The organism is Streptomyces sp. NPDC025618 (assembly GCF_055558795.1).
Window position 1 is genome coordinate 244,767 of the sequence record NZ_JBVHLW010000004.1, and the last position, 14,928, is coordinate 259,694.

The window sequence follows — 14,928 nt, forward strand, 5'->3', positions numbered from 1 at the left end:
GGGGGAGAAGGGGGTCCGCTTCTTTTCTCTCTTCGGGAGCAACCCGTCCTGCTCTCCCCGGCCGTTCCACCGGGGCCCGCGGGCCGAAGGCCGCTGTCCGAAGCCCTGATCCCGAACCCCGGGGTCAGGGCTTCTTCAGCAGTTCCACCCGGACGTCGGCGGGAAAGCCCGTCGTCGGTCCCGTGCGGCGGGCGAACTCGGTGACGCCCGCGAGCTGCTCCGGCCCGAAGCGGAAGTCGAGGGTCGTGAAGTAGCGCTCCAGCAGCTCCGCGTCGAACGCCTCCCAGCGCGCGGCCTGCTCGGCGACCTTGCCGACCTCCTCCAGGGAGACGTCACGGGAGGCGAGGAACGCCTCGTGGACGTCGGCGACGATGTGCGGCGCGCGGGCCAGGTAGTCCTTGCGCACGGCCCAGACCGCGAAGACGAACGGCAGCCCCGTCCAGTCCTTCCACATCTGCCCCAGGTCGTGGACCTCCAGGCCGAGCCGCGGCGCGTCGTGCAGCGAGGCCCGCAGCGCGGCGTCCCCGATCAGCACGGCGGCGTCCGCCTCCCGCATCATCAGGCTCAGGTCGGGCGGGCAGGTGTAGTAGTCCGGCCGCACGCCGTACCGCTCGGCCAGCAGCAGCTGCGCCAGCCGCACCGAGGTGCGCGACGTGGAGCCCAGCGCGACCCGGGCGCCGTCCAGCTCGGCCAGCGGCACCTGCGAGACGATCACGCAGGACATCACCGGGCCGTCGCAGCCCACCGCGATGTCGGGCAGGGCCACCAGCTCGTCGGCGTTGCGCAGGTATTCGACGAGGGTGACGGGGCCGATGTCCAGGTCACCGCGGACCAGCTGCTCGCTGAGCTTCTCCGGGGTGTCCTTGGTGAGGTCCAGGTCGAGCAGCGTGCCCGTGCGGGCGAGCCCCCAGTAGAGGGGCAGGCAGTTGAGGAACTGGATATGGCCGACGCGGGGGCGGTCGGCGTGCCGGTCCGAGGCTGAATTGTCCACATCCGGAGGCTAGCCCCGTGGCGTCGGGAGGGGCGGGGCGGGGGGGCCTGTCGGCAGCTGCCCGACCGTCGATCTTTTCCGGCTGCCACGCCCGGAAAACCATCCGACAGCGTGATCTTCCACTCTTTCGCAGCAAGAACCTCGCGTGCTAGGCTCGCCGCAAGTTGCAGTTTGGTTTCCCTTGCAGTACAGAGCCTGCGGAGCATGTGACCCCGCAGGCTTTTGTAGTTTTCAGACTTCTCGCAGGTTCTGGAGCAGGGCAACCCTTTGGCCCAAGGAGGGCTTATGGCTACCGGAACCGTGAAGTGGTTCAACGCTGAAAAGGGCTTTGGCTTCATCGCCCAGGACGGCGGGGGCCCCGACGTCTTCGTCCACTACTCCGCGATCAACGCCGCCGGCTTCCGCTCCCTCGAGGAGAACCAGGCGGTCACCTTCGACGTCACGCAGGGCCCGAAGGGTCCGCAGGCGGAGAACGTCACCCCGGCCTAAGTCCTTCGGATCTTCCGATCCGGCGGCTTGACCGTCCGACCGATCGCGGTCGCTCTGCAGTACCCAAGAAGCCCTGTCCGCTTCCGTTTCGACGGAAGTGGGCGGGGCTTCTGCCTTTTGTCCCCTGCCCCGATCACCCCCCTGCCCTGATTTATTCGATTCAGCTTTTCTTTTGCACTCTTTCTTTCGCTTTTGTTCATCCTGATGTCGTGGGCGTGCCCTCTCCCGCCGGACCGGCTTGAATTACCCCATGAGTCGCACGATCACCGTGCACCACGTCAAGGCCGCTCTCGGCGGAGCCCGACGGCTCGGCATCGACACCGTTCCCCTGCTGGACAGCGCGCGGATCCCGCCGCCCCTCCTCGCCGACGAACGGGCCCGGGTGACCCCCGAGCAGTTCACCCTGCTGATCAAGGAGCTGCGGCGGGCCACCGGTGACGAGTTCCTCGGCCTCGGCTCCGCCCCCAGCAGGCCCGGCACGTTCGCGATGATGTGCTACGCCTGTTCCGGCTGCCGCGACCTCGGCACGGCCATGGAGCGCGGCATCCGCTTCTACGGGCTCTTCCCCGGCGGCCCCGACCTCGCGCTGGAGCGGCGGCCCGGGGAGGCCGTCCTCACCGTCCGCAGCGATCTGCGGCACATCCCCGAGAGCGGCTTCCTCGCCGAGGCCCTGATGGTCGTCTGGCACCGGATGGCCGACTGGCTGACCGGCCGGCGGATCACCCTGCGCTGGGCGGAGTTCGCCCACCCCGCCCCGCCGTACGCCCGGGAGTACGACCTCCTCTTCGGCTGCACCGTCCGCTTCGGCGCACACCGCACCGGCGCCGGGTTCGACCCGCGCTGGCTGGCCGCCCCCGTCGTGCAGGACGAGGCTTCCCTGGAGGCCCTGCTCCGGCGCGCGCCCGCCGACCTGCTCGGCCGGCGCGAGTACGGCACGACCGTCGCCGAGCAGGTGCGGCGCTCCCTGGCGCGGGCGCTGCGCGAGGGCCGCGCCGTCCGGCTGCCGGAGGTGGCGCAGATAGCGGCCCGGCTGGCGGTGAGCCCGGCGACGCTGCGGCGCCGGCTCCAGGACGAGGGCACCTCGTACCGCAGGCTGAAGGACCAGGTGCGGCGGGAGGCCGCGGTGCGCAGCCTGGCGGAGGGGCGGGAGCCGATCACGCAGCTGGCGGCGCGGCTGGGCTTCTCGGAGGACACCGCCTTCCACCGCGCGTTCCGCCGCTGGACGGGTACGACACCCGGGGCGTACCGCCTCCTGGAGCGAGAGGTGCGCCCGGGTCAGCAAAGCTGAGCTCCCGGGTCACCGCCTTACTGACCCGTACGTCACTACGGTCGCCACAACTGACCCGGCACCACCGACAGTCGGGAGAGTCCGCATGCACCTGCGTTCCACCGCCCTCGCCGCGGTCGCCGCGCTGGCCTTCTCGCTCGGCCTCACGGGCACGGGCACGGCGGCGGACGGGCCCGGGGCCGCGTCCCCGGGCGACGTCGTCACCGCCGCGCCCTCCTCCTTCCACCCGCTGCCCGGCCAGCCCACGAACACCAGGGCCTGGCACATCACCTACCGCTCCACCACCGCCAGGGGCGCGCCCGATGTCGTCTCCGGCACGGTGATCGTGCCCCAGGACGGCAGACGGGGGCCGCGCCCGCTCGTCTCCTACGCGGTGGGCACCGTGGGGATGGCCGACCAGTGCGCGCCCTCCGGGGGCTTCCCCAACGGCACCGCCGTCGAGGCCAACCTCATCCAGCAGCTCACCCTGCGCGGCTGGGCCGTCGCCGTCACCGACTACGAGGGGCTCGGCACGCCGGGCGACCACACCTACATCGTCGGGCGCTCCGAGGGACACGCCGTCCTCGACGCGGCCCGCGCCGCGCTGCGGCTGCCCGGCACCGGGCTCACCGCCGACTCGCCTGTGGGCATCATGGGCTACTCGCAGGGCGGCCAGGCCAGCAGCTGGGCCGCCGAGCTGCACGACTCGTACGCCCCCGAGCTCAACCTCAAGGGCACCGCGACCGGCGGGGTGCCCGCCGATCTGATCAGGACCGCCCAGTACAACGACGGCAACATCGGCGCGGGCCTCATCCTCATGGCCGCCGTCGGCCAGGACGCGGCCTATCCGGAGCTCCGGCTCGACAACTACCTCAACGACCGCGGGCGTTACTACGTCGACTTCCTCAAGCACCACTGCGTGGTGGTCAACACGGTCGCCGGCCTCTTCAAGCGAATCTCCGACGTGACGGTCAGGAACCCGCTGGACGCGCCCGACTGGCAGCGCGTGCTGCACTCCTCGGACCTCGGCTCGCACGCGCCCGACCGGCCCGTCTACCTCTACCACGGGGTGGTCGACGAGCTGGTCCCGTACGCGATCGGGCAGAAGCTGCGCGCCGACTGGTGCGAGAAGGGAGTGCCGGTGCAGTGGCACGGGCTGCCGCTGGGCGAGCACGTCGTGGGCGCGATCACGGAAGCGGTCCCGGCGGCGAACTGGCTGGCGGAGCGCTTCGCGGGCGAGGACGCCCCGGGCAACTGCTGACCTCCGGCGCCGGGCGGGCCCCTTCCGGTCCGCCCGGCACCCGGATCCGTACGCGCGTCAGCGCGCGTACAGATCCTCTATCTCCCGCGTGAAGTCCCGGGCGATCGCCGCCCGGCGCAGCTTCAGGGACGGCGTCAGGTGGCCCGACTCCTCGGTGAAGTCCACCGGCAGGACGGCGAAGCGGCGGATCGACTCGGCCCGCGACACGAGGGAGTTCGCGTCGTCCACGGCCTTCTGCAACTCGTCCAGCAGCTCCGGGTCCCGCACCAGCTCCGCCGTCGGCACCGCGGACTTGCCCCGCATCCGCGCCCAGTGCGCCAGGCCGTCCGCCTCCAGCGTCACCAGGGCCGTGATGTACGGGCGGTCGTCGCCCAGGACCAGGCACTGGCCGACCAGCGGATGCGCCCGGAGCCGGTCCTCCAGGGGCGCGGGGGCGACGTTCTTGCCGCCGGAGGTGATGATCAGCTCCTTCTTGCGGCCGGTGATGGTGAGATAGCCGTCCTGGTCGAGCGCGCCCAGGTCACCGGTCGGGAACCACTCGCCGTCGGCCGCGGGGACGGCCTCGCCGCGCTCGGCGTCCCAGTAGCCGGAGAACACCTGCCCGCCGCGCAGCAGCACCTCCCCGTCGTCGGCTATCCGTACGGCGCTGCCCGGCAGCGGCCAGCCGACCGTGCCGATGCGGGGGCGCAGCGGCGGGGTGACGGTGACCGCGGCGCAGGTCTCGGTCAGGCCGTAGCCCTCGAAGACCTCGATGCCCGCGCCCGCGCAGAAGGCGGCGAGCCGGTGGCCGAGCGGTGAGCCGCCGCTGAGGACGTAGCGGACCTCGCCGCCGAGCGCGGCCCGGATGCGGCGGTAGACGAGCGGGTCGTAGAAGGCGCGGGCCGCGCGCAGGGCCGGGCCGGGCCCCGGGCCCGTGCCGTGCCGGCGGGACTCCTCGGCCTCGCCGTAGCGCGTCGCGATCCGGGCGGCGCGGTCGAAGGAGGCGGCGCGGCCCAGTCTCTCGGCGGTGGCGCGGCCGGTGTTGTAGACCTTCTCCAGCACATAGGGGATGGCGAGCAGGAAGGTCGGCCGGAAGGCCGCGAGGTCGGCGAGGAGGTCGTCGGTCTTGATGGACGGCGCGTGGCCCACCCGTACGCGCGCCCGCATGCAGCCGACGGCGACGGTCCGCCCGAAGATGTGGGAGAGCGGCAGGAAGAGGAGGGTGGCGGCCGGGGACTTCGCGGTCGCCTTGTAGAGGGGGTGGAGCAGTTCGCTGGAACTGTCCGCCTCGGTGAAGAAGTTGCCGTGGGTGAGGACACAGCCCTTGGGGCGGCCGGTGGTGCCCGAGGTGTAGATGAGGGTGGCGGTGTCCGCGGGGGTACGGGTGGCGCGGGCCTCGGTGACCACGGAGGCGGGTAACTCCCGCCCGGCGGCCATGAGCGAGCGGATCGCCCCGGTGTCGAAGCGCCACAGATGGGCCAGTCGCGGCAGCTCCGCGCGCACGTCCTCGACGAGCCGCGCCTGGGCCGGGCCCTCGACGACGCACGCGGAGGCCCCGGAGTCCTGGAGGATCCAGCGGACCTGGTGGGCGGAGGAGGTGGGGTAGACGGGGACGCCGACCAGCCCGGCCGCCCAGGCCGCGAAGTCCAGCAGCGTCCATTCGTAGGTCGTACGGGCCATGATGGCGAGCCGGTCACCGGGCCGCAGGCCGTGCGCGATCAGGCCCTTGGCGGTGGCGAGGACTTCCGCGGCGAAGGTGGCGGTGGTGACATCGCGCCAGGTCCCGTCGGGCTGCTTCCGGCTGAGCACGACATCGGTGGGCGCGGCGGCCGCGTTCTCGAACGGCAGGTCCCCGAGGGACCCGCTGCTCACGGGCGGGGCGAGGGGCGGTACGGCGGCCTCACGGACGACGCCGCGCACCAGGGTCGTGCGGGGCGGGTGGAGGACGTCGGCTGCGCTGTGCGGTGCGGACACGTGCGGCTCCTGTTCGTGGCCGGCGTAGACCTACTCAGCGGTAAATCGCGGCCAATCTACGCGGAGTCGCGCGTGCGCTCCAGGGGGCCGGGGGGGTTGGTTCGCGGCGGGAGCGGCCTGCGGCCGCGTCCTCAAACTCCCCCAGCTACCTCCCCCAGACTCCGTCCGGGGGTGCCCCCAACGGGCTGGTGGTGCGGACCATAGCCAGCACCATCAGCCCGTCCGGCGTTTGAGGACAACGCGGCGAAGCCGTGTTGCGGGGGTCCGGGGGGCTTGCCCCCGCACGCGGCAGCGAGCCGCACTCCTGCGGAATCTATGAGCGGGCGGGCGCCCAGCGCCGCCCGTTCATCAGGTTGTCCAGCCCGGCCCAGGCGAAGTTCATCAGCGTCTCCGCCGTGTCCCGCCCCGACGGGGCCACGTCCGTACGGGCGTTGGTCCACCCCGCGAGCGACTCGGCGGCGCCCACGAGCGCGTGGGCCAGTCCGGACGCCTCCTGCCACGGCAGCGGGGTGTCGCAGCCGTTCTCCGCGGCCGTCGCCACGATCAGCTGGGTGACGACGTCGACGAGCTCCTGCCGCAGCGCGGCCACTTCGAGCGCGAACGGCTCCCCGTGCGTACGGGCCTGGCAGTGCAGGACGGCCCAGCCGTCGGGGTGCGCGGCCGTGTGCGCGAAGAAGCCGCGGAGCCCCTGCCACAGCCGCCGGTCGGCGGGCGAGAGCGGGTCGACCGCCTGGCGCACGGCCAGGGTGAGCGCCTCGGCCTCGCGCCGTATGCAGGCGCTGAAAAGGTCTTCCTTGGAGTTCAGATAGAGGTAGACCAGTGGCTTGGAAGCGCCCGCGAGCTCGGCGATCTCGTCCATCGACGCCGCGCGGTAGCCGCGGCGCGCGAAGACCTCCACGGCGGCGTCGAGCATCTGGCGCTCGCGCACCGCGCGCGGCATGCGTTTGATCCTGCCTTTCCGCTTCATTCCGGCCTCAGCAGCGTCGGTCTGTGCAGCATTCACGACAAACGTCCCTCCGCCCCCGCTACGTTACCGGCAGGTAATGTTACGGGGAGGAGGGACGTCGAGGAGGAAAGATCCGGCCGAAAGCGCCGGAACGAAAGGATCAAGCCACCTCGATCAGGCCGCGGCGACCGGCACCGGAGCGGGCTGCCCCTCCTGGTCCAGCGGCGAGGCCGTGGCCGAGTCGTAGGCCTTCCGGTCGAGGATCTTCTCCCGGGAGGCCACGATGATCGGTATCACCGACTGCCCCGCGACGTTCGTCGCCGTGCGCATCATGTCCACGATCGGGTCGATGGCGAGCAGCAGGCCCACGCCCTCCATCGGCAGGCCGAGCGTCGAGAGGGTCAGGGTCAGCATCACGGTGGCACCGGTCAGACCGGCCGTGGCCGCGGAGCCGACGACGGAGACGAACGCGATCAGGACGTAGTCACGGATGCCCAGCGGCACATCGAAGACCTGCGCCACGAAGATCGCGGCGATCGCGGGGTAGATGGAGGCGCAGCCGTCCATCTTGGTCGTCGAGCCGAAGGGCACGGCGAAGCTCGCGTACTCCCTGGGCACGCCCAGGCGTTCGGTGACCCGCTGCGTCAGCGGCATCGTGCCCACGGAGGAGCGGGAGACGAAGGCCAGCTGAATGGCGGGCCAGGCACCCTTGAAGAACTGGAGCGGGTTCACCTTGGCGACGGTGGCCAGCAGCAGCGGGTAGACGCCGAAGAGGACGATGGCGCAGCCGACGTAGATGTCCGCGGTGAACGTCGCGTACTTCCCGATCAGATCCCAGCCGTAGGTGGCGATCGCCGTGCCGACCAGGCCCAGGCTGCCGAGCGGGGCGAGCCGGATGACCCACCACAGCACCTTCTGCAGCAGTTCCAGCGCGGCCTGGCTGAAGTCGAGCACGGGCTTGGCCTTGGCGCCGACCTGGAGGATCGCGATGCCCGCGACCACGGCCATGAAGACGATCTGCATGACCTCGAGCTTGCTGAACGGCGTGATGACGTCGGTCGGCACGATCCCGGTGAGGAAGTCCAGCCACGAGCCGTGCTTCTTGGGCTCCGCGCCGTCGGCCGCGGTGAGGCCGGTGCCGGCGCCCGGGTCGGTGAGCAGGCCGATCGCGAGGCCGATGAGGACCGCGATCAGCGACGTGATCATGAACCACATCAGGGTGCGGGTCGCCAGCCGGGCGGCGTTGGAGACGTTCCGCAGATTGGTGATCGACACCAGGATGGCGAAGAACACCAGCGGGGCGATCACCACCATCAGCAGCTGGACGAACATGTCGCCGATCTTGCCGAGGGTGACCTCCAGCCAGTGGATGTCACCGCTCTTGGCGGCCCAGCCGAGGAGCGCGCCGAGAACGAGACCGAGCAGGATCTGGCCCCAGAAGGGGACCTTGGGTATGCGCCCGCGCAGGGACGCCTTGGACGACACGGGTGTCGAGGACAACGGAAGCTCCGGGAGGTCAAGAAAAAGGGCGTGGGGCGCCAGGGAGGTCCGTACGTACTGCGGGATCTCCGGCCGGGGTCGACATACGTCAGCGGCGGCGACAGGCCGCGGAGACACGGCGGCAAAGATCGACGTGCAGGCGCGCCACGAGCGCGGGGCTCATGGGGAAACGGTGCGCTGCTGCTGTCTTCATGTCCAATACGTTAACACCGGAGCTTTGAGGGTCTCAAAGGTCTTCTTTGGGTTACCGATTGCTCACGGGCCCAAGAGCGGCAACGCCCCGCCGTGGAGCGGCTGCTCCACGGCGGGGCGTTGCGGTGATGTGAGGAGACTTACACCCGATCAGGGCGATAAGTCCCGATAGCGGGAGGCTCAGGCCACCCCGTCCTCCTGGGCCGCGTTGGCGTCGAAGCGCGCCTTGGCGCGGTCGACGCGCTCCACGATCTGCTCGGACATCGCGTCACGCTGCTTGCGCAGCAGCACCCAGCTCAGCGGGGCGGAGAGGACGAGCGCGAGCAGGACCATCCAGATGAGGTTCGAACTGCCCACGCCGAGCGGGATGACGTGCATGGAGCAGAGCACCCAGACGACGGCGAAGCAGGCGATGAGCAGGCCGAACCGCAGGGCGGTGTAGCGGAGCGAGGCGAACTTCTGGCTACTCACGGACGGGACCTTCTTCTCAACGACAACCGAAAGGGTCGCTCTCCAGTCAAGCACGCCAGGAAGGCGATCAGTCCAGTGGGCGCCACATCGTGATGTCGTCGCGATCGTCACCGGCCGCCACACGGATGCCGGCGGGCACCCGGCCGACCTCCTTGTAGCCGCAGCCGGCGTAGAAGTCCTCCAGGCCCATGCCGCCGCGCGCTTCGAGCCGCAGCGCCTCGAAGCCCAGGTCACGGGCCATCTCCGCGGCCTCGTCCAGCATCCGCCGGCCGCGGCCGCCGCCCTGGAGCGAGGGGTGGATCATCACGGTGACGAGGGTGCACCAATGGCTCATCAGCGGATTGGCGTTGAGCCTGAAGAACGTGGTCCCGGCGAGCCGCCCCTCCTCGTACGCCCCGAGCACGCGCGCCCGGCCCGCGGCGACGTCCGCGGTCAGCGCCTTAGCCACCGGGCGCACCTCACCGGCGGTCACCGGGGGCACGAAGCCGACGGCGCCACCGGCCTGGCTGACGTCCACCCACAGGCGGAGCAACTCCTCGCGGAGCGCGGGGGTCAGCTCGGGGTCTCGTATGAAGGTAAGTGGCATAGCCGCAATGCAACCATTACGCGGTGCGCGGGCGCAACAGAGAAAGCCCCGGCGGACGCGCACCGGGGCTTTTCCTGCGGATCGTGCGGATCAGGCTGTACGGCCTCAGACGCGCATGGGCTGCGGCGACTCGCGCAGCGACGCGTCCGGGCCCGGGTACTCACGGATGATCTCGTACCGCGTGTTCCGCTCCACCGGGCGGAAGCCCGCGTCGCGGATCAGGTCCAGCAGGTCGTCACGCGTCAGCTTGTTCGGCGTGCCGTAGTTGTCCGCGTCGTGCGTGATCTTGTACTCGACGACCGAGCCGTCCATGTCGTCCGCGCCGTGCTGCAGCGCCAGCTGCGCCGTCTGCACGCCGTGCATGACCCAGAAGACCTTCACATGCGGCACGTTGTCGAACAGCAGCCGCGAGACGGCGAACGTCTTCAGCGCCTCGGCGCCGGTCGCCATGGTCGTGCGCGCCTGGAGGCGGTTGCGGACCTTGCCGTCCTTCATGTCGACGAAGTCGTGCTGGTAGCGCAGCGGGATGAAGACCTGGAAGCCGCCGGTCTCGTCCTGGAGCTCGCGCAGGCGCAGGACGTGGTCGACGCGGTGGCGGGGCTCCTCGATGTGCCCGTAGAGCATCGTGCTCGGCGTCTTCAGGCCCTTGGAGTGGGCGAGGCGGTGGATGCGCGACCAGTCCTCCCAGTGGGTGTCGTGGTCGACGATGTGCTGGCGGACCTCCCAGTCGAAGATCTCCGCGCCGCCACCGGTCAGCGACTCCAGACCGGCGTCGATCAGCTCGTCCATGATCTCCGAGGCCGGCATGCCGGAGATCTTCTCGAAGTGCTGGATCTCGGTCGCCGTGAACGCCTTCAGCGAGACGTTCGGCAGCGCCTCCTTCAGCGCCCGCAGCGAGCGCGGGTAGTAGCGCCAGGGCAGCGTCGGGTGCAGGCCGTTGACGATGTGCAGCTCGGTGAGGTTCTCGTTCTCCATCGCCTTGGCGAGGCGGACGGCCTCCTCGATGCGCATCGTGTACGCGTCCTTCTCGCCCGGCTTCCGCTGGAACGAGCAGTACGCGCACGACGCCGTGCACACATTCGTCATGTTGAGGTGGCGGTTGACGTTGAAGTGGACGACGTCGCCGTTCTTACGCGTCCGCACCTCGTGGGCCAGACCGCCCAGCCACGCCAGATCATCGGACTCGTAGAGAGCGATACCGTCCTCACGCGTCAGCCGCTCACCCGCGTGAACCTTCTCCTCCAGCTCACGCTTCAGTCCAGCGTCCATGCGTCGGCCTCTCCTGCCTTGATGCCTTTTGCGACCCGATCGAGCGTACTCCCCCCGGCTTTTCGGGCGGCCCGACCCCCTACGCCTCCTCGGGGAGCTCTCCCACGCGGTTCTCCCACTTCGTGGAGAGCACGATCGTGGTGCGCGTCCGGCTCACGCCCTTGGTCCCGGACAGCCGCCGGATCGTGCGCTCCAGGCCGTCCACGTCACCGACGCGGACCTTGAGCATGTAGGAGTCGTCGCCCGCGATGAACCAGCAGTCCTCGATCTCCTCCAGGTCCCGCAGCCGCCGCGCCACGTCCTCGTGGTCCGCCGCGTCGGAGAGCTGGATGCCGATCAGCGCCGTGACGCCGAGGCCGAGCGAGGCGGCGTCGACGGTCGCGCGGTAGCCGGTGATCACGCCGGCCGCCTCCAGGCGGTTGATCCGGTCCGTGACGCTGGGCCCGGAGAGGCCGACGAGCCGGCCCAGCTCCGCGTACGACGCCCGGCCGTTCTCCCGGAGGGCCTGGATGAGCTGCCTGTCCACCGCGTCCATTGCCTGGCACCTTTCAAATAATGAGCGAACTCGCCGCATTGCATGTAGAATCTAAGGCATACAGGGGTCCACGCCCTGTGATTTCTCGCAAGATCCGCTAGATCAACGACGATCCTTCAGGAGTGATCTTCCCGTGTACACGATCGAGATGGCCTACGCCCGTATGCGCGAGCTGCAGGACACGGCCAACCGCTCGCGTGCCCATCAGTTCGCCGAGCGTCGCGCCGAGGCCAAGGCGGCCCGCACCGCGCGCGCCAAGAAGCGCTAACCCCCGGAACGGGAGCGCGCCTCACCCAGCTCTCCCTTCCACCGGCGGTACAGCTGGTGCGGCACACCCGCCGCGTCCAGCACCCGCCCCGCGACGAAATCCACCAGATCCTGGATGTGCGTCGCACCCGCGTAGAACGCCGGAGAGGCGGGCAGCACCACTGCGCCCGCCTCGTCGAGCGCCACCAGCTGCTTGAGCGTCTGACCGCTCAGCGGCGTCTCGCGCACCGCGACCACCAGCCGGCGCCGCTCCTTGAGCGTCACGCTCGCCGCGCGCTGCAGCAGATCCTTCGAGAGCCCCAGCGCCACCCCGGCCACACAGGCCGTGCTCGCCGGGACGATCAGCATCCCCTTGCCGGGGTACGACCCCGAGGACGGCCCCGCGGCGAGATCCCCCGCCGGCCAGTACCGCACGTCCGCGAGGTCCGCCTCGAACGTGTGCGGCTTCCCGTCCGCGCCCAGCTCCAGCCAGTCGCGCAGATCCTCCCGCCAGTGCGCGTCGCGGAACTTGATCCCGGTCTCGTCCAGCAGCGTCAGCCGCGACGCGCGGCTCACCACCAGGTCCACTGCCTCACCGGCGGCCAGCAGCCCCCGCACCACGGCGGCGGCATACGGCGTCCCGGACGCGCCCGACACCCCGACCACCCAGGGCCTGCGGCCCGGGGCCGGGGTGTCGCGCGCGGCTGTCTCTTCGTACGGCTCCACGGTCTTGAGCCTATCCGCAGCGGCCCGCCACCCAGCGGGCAGCGGGCCGGGACGAACCACCCGTACGAGCTACCAGCCGAGGCCGCCGTTGACGAGGTCCAGCAGCGCGAAGACGAAGAGCACGATCCCGATCACGCCGTTGACCGTGAAGAACGCCCTGTTCAGCCGGGACAGGTCGTGCGGCCGGACGACCGTGTGCTCATAGACGAACGACGCCGCGGCGAAGCCGAGACCCACCCACCAGAAGACCCCCGCGTCGATCGCGAGGCCGTACCAGACGAGCAGGCCCGTCGTGATGACGTGGCACACGCGCGCACCGTGCAGCGCCGCCGGGACGCCGAAGCGCGCCGGGGTGGACTTCACGCCGTGGACCCGGTCCGCCAGCACGTCCTGGCAGGCGTAGATCAGGTCGAAGCCGCCGATCCAGATGCCCACGGCCAGGCCGAGTATCACCGCCGTCCACGACCACTCCCCCGTGACCGCGAGCCACGCGCCGACCGGGCCCATCGCCTGTGCCAGGCCGAGGATCGCGTGCGGGAAGTTGGTGAACCGTTTCCCGTACGGATAGACCACCATCGGGACCACGGCGACCGGCGCGAGCGCCAGGCACAGCGGGTTCAGCAGCGCCGCCGCGCCCAGGAAGATCACGACGGCGACCAGCGCGCCCGTCCACGCCGTCCGCACGGAGACGGCGCCGGTGACCAGCTCGCGCCCCGCCGTACGGGCGTTGCGCGCGTCGATCTCCCGGTCGATGATCCGGTTGACGGCCATCGCGAAGGTGCGCAGCCCCACCATGGCGACGGTGACCAGCAGCAGGCGCGTCCAGTGGACGTCGCCGTACTCCTGGAACATCGCGGTGAGCGCGGCGATGTACGCGAAGGGCAGCGCGAAGACCGAGTGCTCGATCATCACGAGGCGCAGGAACGCCGGAACACCCCCGCTGCGCGGGGAGGGCGTCTTCGCGCTGCCCCCGCCCACAATGGCATCGCTACTCACAGCCCGTATTCCTTCCAGCGCTTCGTCACCCGATCGGCGACTTCCGGATCCGACTCGACCATGCGCGGCCAGCCCCCGTCCCGCGTATAGCCCTCCTCGGGCCACTTCGCGGTCGCGTCGATGCCCGCCTTACCGCCCCAGAACTGCTGGTAGGAGGCGTGGTCGAGGTGGTCGACCGGGCCCTCGACGACCGTGAGGTCGCGCGCGTAGTCGGTGTTGCCCAGCGCCCGCCAGGACACTTCGTGCAGGTCGTGCACGTCGCAGTCGCTGTCGACCACGACGATCAGCTTGGTCAGCGACATCATGTGCGCGCCCCAGATGGCGTGCATCACCTTCTGGGCGTGCTTGGGGTACTTCTTGTCGATCGAGACGATCGCGCAGTTGTGGAAGCCGCCCGACTCCGGCAGGTGGTAGTCCACGATGTCCGGCACGATGATCTTGAGCAGGGGCAGGAAGAACCGCTCCGTCGCCCGGCCCAGCGGACCGTCCTCGGTCGGCGGGCGGCCGACCACGATCGACTGGAGCAGCGGGCGGCGCCGCATCGTCACGCAGTCGATGGTCAGCGCGGGGAAGGGCTCCTGCGGGGTGTAGAAGCCGGTGTGGTCGCCGAAGGGGCCCTCGGGGAGCATCTCACCGGGCTCCAGCCAGCCCTCGATGACGACCTCGGCGTTCGCCGGGACCTGGAGCGGCACGGTCTTGCAGTCGACCATCTCGATCCGCTTGCCCGAGAGGAAGCCCGCGAAGAGGTATTCGTCGATGTCGCCGGGGAGCGGCGCGGTCGAGGCGTAGGTCACGGCCGGAGGGCAGCCGAAGGCGATGGCGACGGGCAGCTTCTCGCCGCGCTTGGCCGCCACCTGGTAGTGGTTGCGGCTGTCCTTGTGGATCTGCCAGTGCATCCCGATGGTGCGCTTGTCGTGCCGCTGGAGGCGGTAGAGGCCGAGGTTGCGGACGCCGGTCTCGGGGTGCTTGGTGTGGGTGAGGCCGAGGTTGAAGAAGGAGCCGCCGTCCTCGGGCCAGGTGAAGAGCGCGGGCAGCCGGTCGAGGTCGACGTCGTCGCCGGTCAGCACCACTTCCTGGACCGGCGCCTCCTTGACCTTCCGCGGCGGCACATGGGCCATCGCGCCCAGCTTGCCGAACGCCTCGCGGACCCCGACGAAGCCGTGCGGCAGCTCGGGCTTGAGCAGTCCGCCGATCTTGTCGCTGATCTCGTCGTAGGACTTCAGGCCGAGCGCCTTGAGCAGCCGGCGGTCGGTGCCGAAGACGTTCATGGCGAGCGGCATCGCCGCGCCCTTGACGTTCTCGAAGAGCAGGGCGGGGCCGCCGGCCTTGTTCACCCTGTCGACGATCTCCCCGATTTCCAGGTACGGGTCGACTTCGGCCTTGATGCGCTTGAGGTCACCGTCGCGCTCCAGCGCCCGGAGGAACGAGCGTAGATCGTCATAAGCCATGCGTTCCAGTATCAAGCACGGACTACCCTGGACCCGTCACGGGGGCCGCGTT

The 14,928-nt window shown here is 70.4% G+C and carries 15 protein-coding genes; 4 read left to right on the forward strand and 11 right to left on the reverse strand.

Features of this window, described 5'->3' with window-relative positions; all coding sequences use genetic code 11:
• Positions 1 to 124: 124 nt before the first annotated feature.
• On the reverse strand, positions 125 to 991 hold the full coding sequence (locus ACZ4A5_RS06690) for a menaquinone biosynthetic enzyme MqnA/MqnD family protein (protein WP_467579033.1): 867 nt from the start codon (positions 989 to 991) through the stop codon (positions 125 to 127).
• A gap of 285 nt (positions 992 to 1,276) precedes the next feature.
• Here ACZ4A5_RS06690 and ACZ4A5_RS06695 point away from each other — a divergent pair, with 285 nt between their 5' ends.
• The 3 genes from ACZ4A5_RS06695 (at position 1,277) to ACZ4A5_RS06705 (ending at position 4,008) form a co-directional block, all read left to right on the forward strand.
• Positions 1,277 to 1,480, forward strand: a complete 204-nt coding sequence (locus tag ACZ4A5_RS06695; RefSeq protein ID WP_126914791.1) for a cold-shock protein — start codon at positions 1,277 to 1,279, stop codon at positions 1,478 to 1,480.
• A gap of 250 nt (positions 1,481 to 1,730) precedes the next feature.
• Positions 1,731 to 2,768 (forward strand): AraC family transcriptional regulator, encoded by a 1,038-nt coding sequence (locus ACZ4A5_RS06700; RefSeq protein WP_467579035.1) that lies wholly within the window; start codon positions 1,731 to 1,733, stop codon positions 2,766 to 2,768.
• An 85-nt stretch (positions 2,769 to 2,853) separates the two neighbouring features.
• Positions 2,854 to 4,008 (forward strand): lipase family protein, encoded by a 1,155-nt coding sequence (locus tag ACZ4A5_RS06705; RefSeq protein WP_467579037.1) that lies wholly within the window; start codon positions 2,854 to 2,856, stop codon positions 4,006 to 4,008.
• Positions 4,009 to 4,065: 57 nt separating this feature from the next.
• Here ACZ4A5_RS06705 and ACZ4A5_RS06710 read toward each other — a convergent pair whose 3' ends face one another.
• The 7 genes from ACZ4A5_RS06710 to ACZ4A5_RS06740 form a co-directional block, all read right to left on the reverse strand.
• Complete coding sequence (locus ACZ4A5_RS06710; protein WP_467579039.1) at positions 4,066 to 5,961, reverse strand: AMP-dependent synthetase/ligase; 1,896 nt, start codon at positions 5,959 to 5,961, stop codon at positions 4,066 to 4,068.
• Positions 5,962 to 6,274: 313 nt separating this feature from the next.
• Positions 6,275 to 6,901: a TetR/AcrR family transcriptional regulator gene (locus ACZ4A5_RS06715; protein ID WP_467579041.1), complete on the reverse strand. Its 627-nt coding sequence runs from the start codon at positions 6,899 to 6,901 to the stop codon at positions 6,275 to 6,277.
• Between the two features lie 180 nt (positions 6,902 to 7,081).
• Complete coding sequence (locus ACZ4A5_RS06720) at positions 7,082 to 8,407, reverse strand: dicarboxylate/amino acid:cation symporter (RefSeq protein WP_467579043.1); 1,326 nt, start codon at positions 8,405 to 8,407, stop codon at positions 7,082 to 7,084.
• 372 nt (positions 8,408 to 8,779) lie between these two features.
• Positions 8,780 to 9,070 (reverse strand): DUF4229 domain-containing protein, encoded by a 291-nt coding sequence (locus tag ACZ4A5_RS06725; protein ID WP_361534726.1) that lies wholly within the window; start codon positions 9,068 to 9,070, stop codon positions 8,780 to 8,782.
• Positions 9,071 to 9,137: 67 nt separating this feature from the next.
• The gene (locus ACZ4A5_RS06730; protein ID WP_467579046.1) at positions 9,138 to 9,656 is read right to left on the reverse strand and encodes a GNAT family N-acetyltransferase; all 519 of its coding nucleotides are present in this window, start codon (positions 9,654 to 9,656) and stop codon (positions 9,138 to 9,140) included.
• A gap of 105 nt (positions 9,657 to 9,761) precedes the next feature.
• A complete protein-coding gene (mqnE, locus tag ACZ4A5_RS06735) occupies positions 9,762 to 10,925 on the reverse strand; it encodes an aminofutalosine synthase MqnE (RefSeq protein WP_398868914.1) in 1,164 nt (387 codons plus the stop codon).
• A 79-nt stretch (positions 10,926 to 11,004) separates the two neighbouring features.
• On the reverse strand, positions 11,005 to 11,460 hold the full coding sequence (locus tag ACZ4A5_RS06740) for an Lrp/AsnC family transcriptional regulator (protein ID WP_361524367.1): 456 nt from the start codon (positions 11,458 to 11,460) through the stop codon (positions 11,005 to 11,007).
• A 133-nt stretch (positions 11,461 to 11,593) separates the two neighbouring features.
• Here ACZ4A5_RS06740 and ACZ4A5_RS06745 point away from each other — a divergent pair, with 133 nt between their 5' ends.
• Positions 11,594 to 11,728 (forward strand): hypothetical protein, encoded by a 135-nt coding sequence (locus ACZ4A5_RS06745; RefSeq protein WP_275898584.1) that lies wholly within the window; start codon positions 11,594 to 11,596, stop codon positions 11,726 to 11,728.
• Here the strand turns inward: ACZ4A5_RS06745 and ACZ4A5_RS06750 are convergent.
• The 3 genes from ACZ4A5_RS06750 to ACZ4A5_RS06760 all read right to left on the reverse strand — a co-directional run bounded on the left by ACZ4A5_RS06750 (position 11,725) and on the right by ACZ4A5_RS06760 (position 14,876).
• Positions 11,725 to 12,432, reverse strand: a complete 708-nt coding sequence (locus ACZ4A5_RS06750; protein ID WP_467579049.1) for a UbiX family flavin prenyltransferase — start codon at positions 12,430 to 12,432, stop codon at positions 11,725 to 11,727. The two genes, ACZ4A5_RS06745 and ACZ4A5_RS06750, sit on opposite strands and share 4 nt — an antisense overlap.
• A gap of 69 nt (positions 12,433 to 12,501) precedes the next feature.
• Positions 12,502 to 13,413: a menaquinone biosynthesis prenyltransferase MqnP gene (mqnP, locus tag ACZ4A5_RS06755; protein ID WP_467579143.1), complete on the reverse strand. Its 912-nt coding sequence runs from the start codon at positions 13,411 to 13,413 to the stop codon at positions 12,502 to 12,504.
• An 11-nt stretch (positions 13,414 to 13,424) separates the two neighbouring features.
• Positions 13,425 to 14,876, reverse strand: coding sequence for a menaquinone biosynthesis decarboxylase (locus ACZ4A5_RS06760; protein WP_467579051.1), 1,452 nt, complete (start codon positions 14,874 to 14,876; stop codon positions 13,425 to 13,427).
• Positions 14,877 to 14,928: the final 52 nt, after the last annotated feature.